The organism is Clostridium sp. D43t1_170807_H7 (assembly GCF_015555905.1).
Classification (GTDB): Bacteria; Bacillota; Clostridia; order Clostridiales; family Clostridiaceae; genus Clostridium.
In genome coordinates this window covers 1-12,028 of sequence record NZ_JADNLK010000042.1, presented here as the reverse complement: position 1 = coordinate 12,028, position 12,028 = coordinate 1, and the positions used below count along the sequence as shown (strand labels likewise).

At 27.2% G+C, this 12,028-nt stretch carries 12 protein-coding genes, 1 pseudogene and 1 riboswitch; of the genes and pseudogenes, 3 read left to right on the top strand and 10 right to left on the bottom strand.

Annotated elements, in window-relative coordinates:
- Positions 1–1,129 (top strand): transposase (locus tag I2E98_RS15120; protein WP_207737635.1); only part of this gene is annotated, 1,129 nt, incomplete at its 5' end.
- Positions 1,130–1,361: 232 nt separating this feature from the next.
- Here I2E98_RS15120 and I2E98_RS15115 read toward each other — a convergent pair.
- The 7 genes and pseudogenes from I2E98_RS15115 to metA all read right to left on the bottom strand — a co-directional run bounded on the left by I2E98_RS15115 (position 1,362) and on the right by metA (position 7,345).
- Positions 1,362–2,120: a hypothetical protein gene (locus tag I2E98_RS15115; RefSeq protein ID WP_195469705.1), complete on the bottom strand. Its 759-nt coding sequence runs from the start codon at positions 2,118–2,120 to the stop codon at positions 1,362–1,364.
- A 168-nt stretch (positions 2,121–2,288) separates the two neighbouring features.
- Positions 2,289–2,786, bottom strand: coding sequence for an anaerobic ribonucleoside-triphosphate reductase activating protein (nrdG, locus tag I2E98_RS15110; protein WP_195469704.1), 498 nt, complete (start codon positions 2,784–2,786; stop codon positions 2,289–2,291).
- Positions 2,787–2,843: 57 nt separating this feature from the next.
- Positions 2,844–3,803, bottom strand: a pseudogene (gene nrdD / locus I2E98_RS15105) (anaerobic ribonucleoside-triphosphate reductase); the annotation flags it as partial.
- A 143-nt stretch (positions 3,804–3,946) separates the two neighbouring features.
- Complete coding sequence (locus tag I2E98_RS15100; RefSeq protein WP_195469703.1) at positions 3,947–4,099, bottom strand: hypothetical protein; 153 nt, start codon at positions 4,097–4,099, stop codon at positions 3,947–3,949.
- A complete protein-coding gene (locus I2E98_RS15095; RefSeq protein WP_195469702.1) occupies positions 4,090–4,497 on the bottom strand; it encodes a GIY-YIG nuclease family protein in 408 nt (135 codons plus the stop codon). The genes I2E98_RS15100 and I2E98_RS15095 overlap by 10 nt, the downstream gene beginning before the upstream one ends.
- Positions 4,498–4,662: 165 nt before the next feature.
- The gene (gene nrdD / locus I2E98_RS15090) at positions 4,663–5,838 is read right to left on the bottom strand and encodes an anaerobic ribonucleoside-triphosphate reductase (RefSeq protein ID WP_347708047.1); all 1,176 of its coding nucleotides are present in this window, start codon (positions 5,836–5,838) and stop codon (positions 4,663–4,665) included.
- Between the two features lie 592 nt (positions 5,839–6,430).
- Positions 6,431–7,345, bottom strand: a complete 915-nt coding sequence (gene metA / locus I2E98_RS15085; RefSeq protein ID WP_195469701.1) for a homoserine O-succinyltransferase — start codon at positions 7,343–7,345, stop codon at positions 6,431–6,433.
- Between the two features lie 128 nt (positions 7,346–7,473).
- Positions 7,474–7,575: riboswitch (purine riboswitch) on the top strand.
- Positions 7,576–7,610: 35 nt separating this feature from the next.
- Here metA and ade point away from each other — a divergent pair.
- Entirely contained in the window at positions 7,611–9,350 is a 1,740-nt protein-coding gene (gene ade, locus I2E98_RS15080) for an adenine deaminase (RefSeq protein ID WP_195469700.1), read from the top strand.
- A gap of 74 nt (positions 9,351–9,424) precedes the next feature.
- Here ade and yidA read toward each other — a convergent pair whose 3' ends face one another.
- From yidA to I2E98_RS15065, 3 genes are all read right to left on the bottom strand, one after another.
- Complete coding sequence (gene yidA, locus I2E98_RS15075; RefSeq protein WP_195469699.1) at positions 9,425–10,231, bottom strand: sugar-phosphatase; 807 nt, start codon at positions 10,229–10,231, stop codon at positions 9,425–9,427.
- Between the two features lie 164 nt (positions 10,232–10,395).
- Positions 10,396–10,665 carry an ATP cone domain-containing protein gene (locus I2E98_RS15070; protein WP_195469698.1) on the bottom strand — a complete coding sequence of 90 codons (270 nt, stop codon included), beginning with the start codon at positions 10,663–10,665 and terminating at the stop codon, positions 10,396–10,398.
- Between the two features lie 95 nt (positions 10,666–10,760).
- Entirely contained in the window at positions 10,761–11,042 is a 282-nt protein-coding gene (locus I2E98_RS15065) for an ATP cone domain-containing protein (protein WP_195469697.1), read from the bottom strand.
- A 338-nt stretch (positions 11,043–11,380) separates the two neighbouring features.
- On the opposite strand from I2E98_RS15065, the gene I2E98_RS15060 reads away from it, so the two are divergent.
- A complete protein-coding gene (locus I2E98_RS15060) occupies positions 11,381–11,896 on the top strand; it encodes a L,D-transpeptidase (protein ID WP_291658912.1) in 516 nt (171 codons plus the stop codon).
- The last annotated feature ends 132 nt before the right edge of the window (positions 11,897–12,028 follow it).

Below are 12,028 nucleotides of genomic sequence, written 5' to 3'. Positions count from 1 at the left end.
TGATATTTGCGGTTTCACTACGGTTCCTAATGCTTCACAATTTTCTAGATTCAAAATTAAATTTGAAAAAGATCTAAAAAATTTTTTTGATTATTTAGTTGAAATTACAGATCCTATTTGCGATGAAATAAATTCATACTTAAATGATATTTTAATTGTTGATACTACTGGCATAGAAGCCTATGTCAATGAAAATAATCCTAAAAAATTTGATACACTACTTCGTCAATGTAAAGCATTGAGCAAAAATAATCCAACATTTAATGCCCATTCATTTGCTTGCAGTAAAATGCCTAAAGTTTCTTATGCAAACCCTGATATTAAACTTTCATATATGAATGGTCATTATTGTTATGCTTTAAAAACTTCAATAGTTACAAATGGTCTAGGTATAATCAGAGATATAGATTTCCTAAATGATAAATCAACTAATATCACCGAAGCAGCTACCGCTAGCGAAGCTAAAGATACATATGATGCAAAATCTCTAATTCCAACATTAAATAAATTTTTCTCCAAACATGATTTTGAATATAAATACTTTCTTGGAGATGCTGGTTTTGATGCTGTTGATAATTATAAATACCTTTATAAAGATAAGAATATAATACCCATAATCCCGCTACGCAGGGCGCCATCATCTCCTATGCCTGGATTTAATGAAAATGGTGTACCAACTTGCCCAAATGATAATAAGCTACTTATGAAATTTGATGGAATAACACGTGAAAAAGGACGTTCAGATAGGATTAAATGGATTTGTCCCAAATCTAAAAAAACTAGAATCAATGGGAAAACTCAATATATCTTAACTTGTGAAAATCCTTGCACAACATCTAAGTGTGGCAAGATTTATCAAGTTCCCATTGATAATAATATAAGAATGCATACTGTTATTCCAAGAAATTCAAGCAAATGGAATAATATTTATAAAACAAGAACCATCATTGAAAGAACAAATTTCATGATGAAATATCCACTTGCTTTACAGTACACAAAACTTAACAACACAGAATCACTTAAATCTGAAGTGATTTTATCAGCTATAACACAACTAATCGTTGTGTTAATAGCTAACAATATGAATAATACCCAAAATATATTATCAATAAAAAAAGTTATATCTTAAAATTTGGTAATTATTTTAGGCTTTTTTAGTGTGCGCTTTTTTAGAAATTTTTATGCATACTCCAATTATTTCCTATACTTAGCTTTTATCAATAGTTTTGTTCAATTTTTAAAGTTAGTTTTGCAATCAACTATGTTCTAAAAATATTCACAAATAGTTTATAATAATCTCGGAATTATTTCTATAGTATTTTATAAAAAAATATGGAAATATGGTATAAAATTAATAAATTTTATTTTTTTCTTCTTTTAATATAATAAATAATTATTAGTACTATTATTAAAGCAATTATTACTAAAACAATCACTATATTTTGTATATTAGGAACTTTAAATCCTATAATTATACTATTGCTTTCATTTAAATCATTTATAGTGTAGGAATACTTTATAGTTTTATCATTAACTATTTCATTAGAATTTGTATCTACTATTTTAACTGGCATAGATATTGATAAATCTACTGGAATACTACCTATTAAATTAGATATATTTTTATTTATTAAACTTCCCAAATCTAATCCAATATTATTATTTATATTGTTATTTATATAATCACTAATAATATCTATTGCACTATCATTAAGCTTAAGTGTTACTTTATATTCATTGGTAAAAATCCCCTTATCTTTATCTTCAATTATACTAAAATAATCATTACTTAAATTAGATGCTTCATTAATTTTCACTTTATCAGTTGATATATTAACTTCTTCTGTATTTAAGTCTCCTTCCTTTGACTTGGTTATTTCTCCAAAGTGTATTTTATCAGGAATTTCATCTTTAACTTCAGTAATAACTTTTGATAACAAATCATTATCTACTAACTTATTTATAGCATCATCATAATATACCTTTATTTTTGTATCACTAGTTCCATCTATATTAATAGAAGTATCACTAGTTACTTTTACCTCACCACATCCAATTAATATGACTGCCATACTCATAATTAGAAATAAAACTAATATATACTTTTTTAATTTTCTCATATTTCTCAATTCCTTTCTCTGTAAAAATTACCATGTTATTAGTATAACTAATTTGCACTTTTTTTAATATATTTAAGCAATATTTTTTATATAAAAAAAATCACAATAACATCATAAGAAACCTTTTCTTAATTACTGCTATTGTGATTAATTTTACTAATTAACTTTTTATAATATTTCAACTATATTACCTTGTTCTAATGATTTTTTCACATCTATAACTCTTTGATTAGATGATCCTCTATATTTAAGCATTATATCTCTCTTATCTGCTTGAAACTTTCCATCTATTAAAACATCTACTTCTCTTAATATTTCTGCTCTTTTAGGATTATTAATTATTTCTTCAAAAGTATAACCTGACCATAACCATATTGGTTTATCAGTTTCTAATTTTATTCTTTTTAAAAGATTTAATAATGTATCATCCATTACTTGTTGCATAGGTTCTCCACCTAATATATTTACGCCTCTTATTTGTCTAGCCTTAGTTAATTCAATAAATTCATCTTCTGTTTCTTTTGTAAATTCATTTCCATAATTAAAATCTTGTTGCTCTTTATTAAAGCATCCCTCACAGTTGTGTGTACATCCACTTACAAAAAGTGTTATACGTATTCCAGGTCCATTTGTAACATCTAACTTTCTAATCTTAGCATATTTCATACTAAATACCTCCCATTAATTATTATACAAAAAATGAGAGGATTCCCTCTCATTTTTTTATAGATGAAGAACTCTATCTCCAATTTCTGCTGTTCTTCCTTTGTTCCAATATGAACTTCCTATATATCCACAAGTTCTTCTCATAACTTGTAATTCACTTTCATCATCATTTCCACATGATGGACAATGCCAAGTTAAGCTTTCTTTATCTAATTGCATTTCTCCATTAAATCCACACTTATAACAAACATCAGATTTAGTGTTAATTTCAGCATATTGAATGTTGTGATATATAAAGTTAATTATATCTTCAATAGCTTCAACATTTTTATTCATATCAGGTACTTCAATATAAGAAATACATCCACCATTACTAATGCTATGGAATTGTGATTCAAATTTTAGCTTACTAAAGGCATCAATCTCTTCACAAACATGTACATGATATGAATTTGTGTAATATAATCTATCAGTTACATTTGGAATTTCTCCAAATCTTGCTTTATCTATTCTACAGAATCTATAAATTAAGCTTTCTGCTGGAGTTCCATACAGTCCAAATCCAAGACCTGTTTCCTTCTTCCATTCATCACATTTATCTCTCATATGTTGCATTACTTCTAAAGCGAACTTTTCTCCCTCTTCTGAAGTATGTGTTACTCCTAACATTGCTTGAACCATTTCTGCTATACCAACATATCCAAGTGAAAGAGTTGAGTATCCATTTTTTAATAACTCATCTATTTTTTCACCTTTCTTAAGTCTTGCTATAGCTCCATGTTGCCAATGTATTGGGCTTGAATCTGAAGTTACTCCAAGTAACATTTTATGTCTAGTTAATAATGCATTTTTACAAAGTTCTAATCTTTGATCTAGCATTTCCCAGAACATTTCCATATCTTTATCAGCTATTATAGCTATTTGTGGTAAATTTAACGATACAACTCCTTGATTAAATCTACCATAAAATTTATAATTTCCTTCTGCATCCTTCCAAGGACTTAAGTGTGATCTACACATTCTACTCCAATATTTCTATTGGTTTGGACTATCTCTTCGCTCCAGTTCACCAGACCTTCATCACGCCTTGCACTTCCATTGGTGCTAATCTCCAATGTACTCTACTCCCTTACATTACCTTAATGTGGTTTCGATAGTCTCTACACGTTTTCTGTAATAAATTCATCATAATACAATGCTCTCTTATTTTCTAAGGGCTTAAATCTTTCAAGATTTTTTCTATTAATACATTTCTTTCTATTTTTAATCCATAACTCCAAAAATGTTCTTCCAACATTATATTTTATAGCCATCCCCCATTAATTCTCATTGGGTTTTTATCTCCAATCTTGCTATTACTTATCTTTTTACTAATAAGATCCTTATTAGGATGATTAGATAATGTATCTCCTCCACATTTACCTATACTATTTTTAGTATTATATCCCTTTTTAACAGAGTCATAAAAGCATATCCAATAATATTCACGCTCATCTAATTCTTTTTGATTTGATACTTCTTCTAATAATTCTATGTAGAAATTATCCTTTCCATACTTTCTAATAGCTCTATAAAATTTAGTATCATGTTCGTCTTTTTGGTATCCCATATGTCTATTAAATCTTTGTGTTAATGTTTCAGTAGTTTGGCCTATATATACTTTATTATTAATTTTACAAGTTATTTTGTAAATTTTAAAACTTCTTTTCATAATCTACCATATTTACATTTCTTAAATATAGTAAGACTTCTTATTACAGAACTTCGCACGATATTACCATATCATTACTGACTTAGGTTTCATCGTTAGCCAGCTTTATACTGACACCCCTTTTGCTTGGGTTCACAAGGTTTTACATGAGCCGTAGTCTTACACTTAATTACTATAACCCATTGGTGGGAAAGTATTCCCTTCATAATTTTCTCTCATTATCTTAGCACTTTGATAATCTGGTACTAATCTCTTAGCTGTACATTTAGCTGCAAGCTTAGTTATATAATCATATTTACCACCTTCAAGACAATTATGCTCATCAAGTAAGTAAACTAACTTAGGGAATGCTTCTCCAATTTCTTGACCTTTATAGTTTTTCATTCCTTCAAGTCTTTGTCTTATCATTTCCTCACAGATCATTGCCATTTCTTCTTCATATGGATTACCTTCTTCTATTTCTAGGTAAATTGTGGAAAATGGTGCCTGTCCATTTGTTGTTTGTAACGTAGATAATTGATATCTTATAGTTTGAACTCCATCTTTAAGTTCCTTCATCTTCATATCTTTAGCTAACTTAGTAGCAAGATCTTCATCATTAAGCATTTCCATATAGTGCTTAAATGCTTTATCTTCTGTTACCTTTAAATACTTAGCTAAATGTTTAATAGTGATACTTTGCCCACCATATTGATTAGAAGAAACTTGAGCAATTATTTGTGTTGCTACTGTACATGCTGTTCCAAAACTCTTAGGTTCTTCAACTAACTTTTCATTTATTACTGTTCCATTAGTAAACATATCCTCTAAGTTTATTAAACAGCAGTTAAACATCGGTGATATAGTATAATCCATATCATGCCAATGAATTGCTCCTTCATCATGGGCTTGAACTATGTGCGCTGGAATAAGTTTTCTTCTAGCAATATCCTTAGATACTTCCCCTGCAATTAAATCTCTTTGCGTCGCAGATACCACAGGATTCTTATTTGAATTTTCCTTCATTACATCTTCATTCTTCTTGCTTAGTAACTCTAATATACTATCATCAGTAGTATTAGTATTTCTCTTAAATTCTTGTACAGCTCTGTAACCTTCATACGCTCTTGCAGTTTCAGCTTGTCCGTAGTGAACTAATCTATCATACACATAGCTTTCTATTTTATAAATAGTTGCTATCTCATCTTGTTTGCTAAAATACTTTTCAGCATCATTTGCTATTAATCTTGCAATATCAGCTAAAAATATTCCACTACCGTTTTTCATAGACTTAGTTATAGCTTCTCTTATTTTACTCTTATCGAACTCAACTGTACTTCCGTCCCTTTTAATTACTTTCAATTAATACCACTCCCTAAACTTCAGTATATTTTAAATAATCACTATTAAATAAAATAAGTTATTAATTTAAAGGCTAATTATACACTAATCGATATTTATTTTCATAATACTCTAGGGTCGATTATGTTAAATAAACTTTCAAATATATCTTTTTTTAACTCTTTTTCTTTAAAATAATACTTATTTTAATTTGTCTTATCTAATCCACTTTATGAAAATTTACATAAAAAAATAGTGCTTATATTAATACCATTAACCTTAAATACACAACATATTGTACTATCTTTTTCTTTTAAACACAACATATAGTTCAACCTATTTTCAAGGAATTTACTGTATTTTTCTTACAACCACTTTAATTTTCTTTATATTTTATTTAATTTCCTATATTATCCTTATTTAATTTTTCATTCATTTTCCATTACAATATTTTTCATTATACTACATTAAATTTTAAAAAACACGTCTTGAAATTTAACATAATATATGCTTTTTAAAATTTAAAATATAAAAATTTTTCCAATTAAAAAGGTTATCAAATTGATTTTCTAACTTATTGTTATTAATCAATTTAATAACCTATTTTTTCAAACTATAATTCTTCTAAATCATATGGAGTATTTTGATATACACAATAATTAAGCCAATTGCTAAAAACTACATTTGCACTTCCCCTCCATGTAACCATTGGTTCTAGGTTAGGGTTATCACTTGGAAAATAATTTTTAGGAACTTCTATATCTAATCCTTTATTAACATCTCTAAAATATTCATCCCTAAGTGTATTTCTTTCATACTCTAAATGCCCTGATATAAAGATTTGTCTTCTACTTTTATTAGCAACAATAAATATTCCTGCCTCTTCAGATTCAGATAATATATCTAATTCTTCAATTTTTTCTATATCTTCTCTTCTTACTTCAGTATGTCTAGAATGAGGTGCATAAAAAACATCATCTAATCCTCTTGTAAGATCTGCATTTCTATCATTTATAAAATGTTTAAATACCCCAAACATTTTTTTCTCTAATTGATATTTTGGAATTCCATAATGATAATTCAACCCTGCTTGAGCTCCCCAACAAATATGAAGGGTTGAATATACATTACTTTTACTCCACTCCATTATCTCTTTTAACTCATTCCAATATATAACATCTTCAAACTCTAATTGCTCAACTGGTGCTCCTGTTATTACTAATCCATCAAATTTTTCACTTTTGATTTCATTAAAATAACTATAGAATTTTTCCATATGCTCAAGGGATGTATGTTTAGATTTATAACTTTCTGTTTGTAAAAGCCTAATTTCCACTTGAAGTGGTGTATTAGACAAATATCTAAGTAATTGATTTTCTGTTTGAATTTTTTTAGGCATTAAATTTAATATTGCTATTTTTAACGGTCTTATATCTTGATTTACTGCCCTTTCATTATTCATTACAAATATATTTTCATTAGATAAAACTTTAAATGCAGGTAAATCTTTTGGAATTTTTATTGGCATAGCCTTTCCCCTCCTTACATTAATATTAAATCATATTTTTTACAAATTTAGAATATTTATTATCAATATTAATCTTTGTAGGTTTTTAATTTCCACAAATTTTCTTTGACAGTAAAAATCAATAATCATATAATAATAAAAATAACCTTCGTATAAGCTTAAAAATATGGTTTAGGCGTCTCTACTATATCACCGTAAATGATATAACTATGAAGTAAAATCCACGAAGGTTAATGTAGTATTTTTATAAAGGTGGATTAATCAAATGAATAAAAAGATTTTTATTGATAATATTAAAGCAGCTAATAAGGAAATTCCTTGTGATTTAGTTGTAAAAAACATTTCTGTGGTTGATGTATTTCAATGCTCTTCATTTATTTGCGATGTTGCTATAAAAAATGGATTCATCGTTGGACTTGGAGATTATTCAGGTGATATAGAAATTGATGGTACTGGAAAATTTATTTGCCCAGGCTTAATTGATTCTCATGCTCATATAGAATCTTCTATGCTTACTCCAAATGAATATTATAAAACTGCTCTATTACATGGAGTAACTTCATTAATTGCAGATCCTCATGAAATAGCAAATATCCTAGGACAAGCTGGAATCAAATTCATGATTGACTCTGCACAAAATATACCTTTTGATTTTTATTTTATGCTTCCATCCTGTGTTCCATCTACACCATTTGAAAATTCAGGTGCAGTATTAAATAGTTCAGATTTAAAAGACTTCTACTCTAACTCTAAAGTTTTAGGACTAGCTGAAGTTATGGATTATCCTTCTGTTTCAAATTGCAATGATGATATGATAAATAAGCTTTATGATGCAATTTCTAATAACTCAATTATAGATGGTCATGGTGCTGGCTTAAACACTCACTCTGTGAATGTATATTCTACAGCTAATATAAAAACTGATCATGAATGTGCTACTTATGAACAATTAGTTGATAGAGTTAGACGTGGAATATATGTATTAATGAGAGAAGGTACTGTTGCCAAAAATTTAAATGATTTAATTAAAGGTGCTTCTATATTTAATAGTAGACGTCTTTGCTTATGTACAGATGATAAACATATTGATGATTTAGCTGAAAATGGTAGTATAGATACTTCTATTAAAATGTGTATCGAAGGTGGACTAGCTCCTGAAATTGCAATTCAAATGGCTACTTTAAATGCTGCTGAATGTTATAATTTAAAAAACAAAGGCGCTATAGCTCCTTCATATATTGCTGATTTTATTATTCTTGATAACCTTGAAGAATTTAAAATTAATTCTGTTTATAAAAATGGTAAATTAGTAGTATCTAATAATATTCTTATAACTGATATAGAAGATTCTAACTTATGTCCAAATTTATCAAACTCTATTAATTTGCCTACTCTTACAAAGGATATTCTTAAAATAGATGTAAAAAATAAATCAACATTAAATGTTATAGAATTAATACCAAATAAATTAGAAAGTAATCATTTGAGACTTGATATATCTAAATTAAATTTTAATGATGAATTTGTTAGTTCAACAACAAATGATAACTTATTAAAAATCGCAGTTATAGAGCGTCATAAAAACACAGGAAATGTTGGTCTTGGTGTTTTAAAAGGATTGAATATTAAGTCTGGAGCTATTGCCACAACTATAGCACATGATTCTCATAATTTAATTGTTTGTGGTACTAATGATTCTGATATGCTATTTGCTATACAAGAGTTAAAAAATATAAACGGAGGAATAATCATTGTTAAAGATGGTAAAGTATTAGCTTCTGTATCCTTAGAGATAGGTGGAATAATAACAGCTAGAAAATCTAATGATGTTATTTCTGATTTAAATAAATTACATGATGCTTTGAAAATTATAGCTCCTGATATCAATTTTAATCCATTTTTAACTTTATCATTTTTATCATTACCTGTAATACCAGATATCAAAATTACAGATAAGGGATTATTTGATGTTAAGAATTTCAATTTCATAGATGTATGTGAATAATTATACTAAAAGTTAATAATTATAAAATAAGTCTGCCATAAGCAGACTTATTTTATAAGATTAATTTTATTCTATTAGTTAAGTACAAACTTTTCTATAGCTTTTGCAACTCCATCATTTTCATTTGAATCAGTAATATAATTTGCTGCTTTTTTTACTTCCTCAAATGCATTTTCCATTGCAACACCCATACCAGCATATACTATCATATCAAGATCATTTCCTGCATCACCAAAAGTCATTACTTCTTCTTGTTTAATACCTAAATGTTGTGCTAATAACTCAACACCAGTTCCCTTGTTTACAGCTTTATTTAAAAACTCTAAAAAGTATGGTGTACTTCTAACAACAGTATATTTATCATAAACTTCTTTTGGTAAATTATCTACTGCCTTTTGTAATATTTCTGGTTCATCAATCATCATAACTTTAATTATAGAATGATCATCTTCAATTTCTGAATAATCATTTATGTTTATTTCTATACCATTTATATTTGCTTCAACTTCTGTATATTTGCTATTTTTAGGAGTTATTAATCCATGTACATCTGAAAATGCATGAATATTTACACCTAATTCCTTACTTAAATTATGTAAATAATGTAGATCAGCACCTGTTAATGCTATTTTAGAAATTACTTCTCTACTTTTAGTCTTTAAAACTAGTCCACCATTATAAGTTAAAACACAATCATTTTCATCATACATATCTAATTCTTCTAGATATCTTGTTACTCCATCTATCGGTCTACCTGTTGCAATTACAACTTGAACACCTTTCTCTTTTGCTGCCTTTATAGTATTTTTTGTTCTTTCAGAAACTGTTTTATCTTCTTTAAGCAGTGTTCCATCCATATCAATTGCTATTAATTTATACATAAACTCCTCCACTATTCCTTACTATAAAATTCTGTTTTATTATAACATATAATTTGCTAATAGCGGCATAGTATTATCTATAAATTTTATAACTAGTATTGATTTAGATTTAGTGAATACTATATTTTCAATATAATCTTTTATATCTTAATATAATTATAATTTTACTTCTTATATCCTACATAAGAGCTAATTACATCATCAAATCCATCTCTAGCTAATATACTTATAACTACTCCTGTTATTTCATAACTAGATGTATTATATTCTTCTCCTCTAAATTCTTTAATACAACTCACTACATCTTCTGCTATTATCTTTGCGTCAGACTCATTTAATAATGCCTTTTCATCTCTAGTTGAATTTAATATACTTACTTCAATTTTATCTTGATCTAATTCTTGTAATCTTCCATCTTTTTTTACCACTTTCATTGTATTACACCTCCTTATAATATTATTCTCAAAAAAATAGGTTGTAACTCATAATAGTAACTAAAAAATTACTATCATTACGTTACAACCTATTTTTATCTATCTCTCTTACTCTTATACCCTAAATAAGACATTGCTATATCAATAAATCCATCCTTATTGAGAGTTTCTATGATTACTGCAAAAATTTCATAAGTTGATGTAATCCCGTCATCTCCTCTTATACCTTGTAATACTTTTACTACTCTAGTACTTAACACTTTTAAATCAGATTCATTTATAATTGTGTTACTGTCAATGGATGCACCTAATATACTACTTCTTATTTTAATAACATCTAAACTTTGTATTCTACCATCCTTTTTTATAACTTGCATAAACACACCCCCATATAAGAAAATTATACACTATCATAGAATATTTTTAAACGATTTCATAATTTATTCATAATAAAATTCTATTAATTTATTATATGTGTCTATTGTCTCATCTTTACTAAATGAGAGGTATATTTTTTATCTTTTATAATTAATTTATTTCCCATTGAAACTACTATTTCAATAATTATTAAAGCCGAAACTATTGTCCGACTATTTTCTTTTTTAGTTCTTTCTATTAATGTTACAAGTAATCTCACCTTAAATAAATACTATTACATTTAACATTTATTTTCTATAATCGTAAAATATACTATAAAACTTTATTGGAGTTAAATATTATGAATTTTATATCTAAATTTAGAAACTTATATCATTCATCACGTCAAAATTTAACACTTATATCTGACACATTAAAAACCCCAAGATCCTATAGTGCTTATGTTTTAGAAAAAGTAAATAAAAGTGATTTTTCTAGTAAAACTAAATACTTTATATGGGTAGATACAAAAAACTTCAAAACTAATATCTTTAAAGGAAGTACACATTATTGGGTGTTAGAAAATAGCTTTCTTTGTACCATAGGAAGACCTAGTTCCCCTACTATAAAAGGCACTTTTTATGCAGGACCTAAGGGATATTCCTTTGGGGAAGCTCGTGGATTTAGATGCTTATATTATACACAAATAAAGGATAATTATTTATTTCATTCAATTCCCTATAATCTAGATGGTTCTATAAGAGATTCTCGTTTAGGTATGCAACTAACTGATGGTTGCGTAAGACTTGCAACTAAGCATGCAAAATGGATTTATTATAACGTTCCATCAGGAACTACTATATATATAACTTGAATATTATTGCGCACATAGTGAGAACGAAAAATGGAATATTACTTTTCCGGGAAGTGGTGAAATTTTCGCTAAGAATTTATATAATTGATTCCGTAAAATTTACTAAAGATTTTAAACTTGCTAAAGCTTCAA

Excerpts from the sequence above, each read along its gene's own strand:
- I2E98_RS15115 (WP_195469705.1), bottom strand. The coding sequence starts at position 2,120 with ATGAGAAAATTAAAAAAGTATATATTAGTTTTATTTCTAATTATGAGT.
- nrdG (WP_195469704.1), bottom strand. The coding sequence starts at position 2,786 with ATGAAATATGCTAAGATTAGAAAGTTAGATGTTACAAATGGACCTGGA.
- I2E98_RS15100 (WP_195469703.1), bottom strand. The coding sequence starts at position 4,099 with ATGGCTATAAAATATAATGTTGGAAGAACATTTTTGGAGTTATGGATT.
- I2E98_RS15095 (WP_195469702.1), bottom strand. The coding sequence starts at position 4,497 with ATGAAAAGAAGTTTTAAAATTTACAAAATAACTTGTAAAATTAATAAT.
- metA (WP_195469701.1), bottom strand. The coding sequence starts at position 7,345 with ATGCCAATAAAAATTCCAAAAGATTTACCTGCATTTAAAGTTTTATCT.
- ade (WP_195469700.1), top strand. The coding sequence starts at position 7,611 with ATGAATAAAAAGATTTTTATTGATAATATTAAAGCAGCTAATAAGGAA.
- yidA (WP_195469699.1), bottom strand. The coding sequence starts at position 10,231 with ATGTATAAATTAATAGCAATTGATATGGATGGAACACTGCTTAAAGAA.
- I2E98_RS15070 (WP_195469698.1), bottom strand. The coding sequence starts at position 10,665 with ATGAAAGTGGTAAAAAAAGATGGAAGATTACAAGAATTAGATCAAGAT.
- I2E98_RS15065 (WP_195469697.1), bottom strand. The coding sequence starts at position 11,042 with ATGCAAGTTATAAAAAAGGATGGTAGAATACAAAGTTTAGATGTTATT.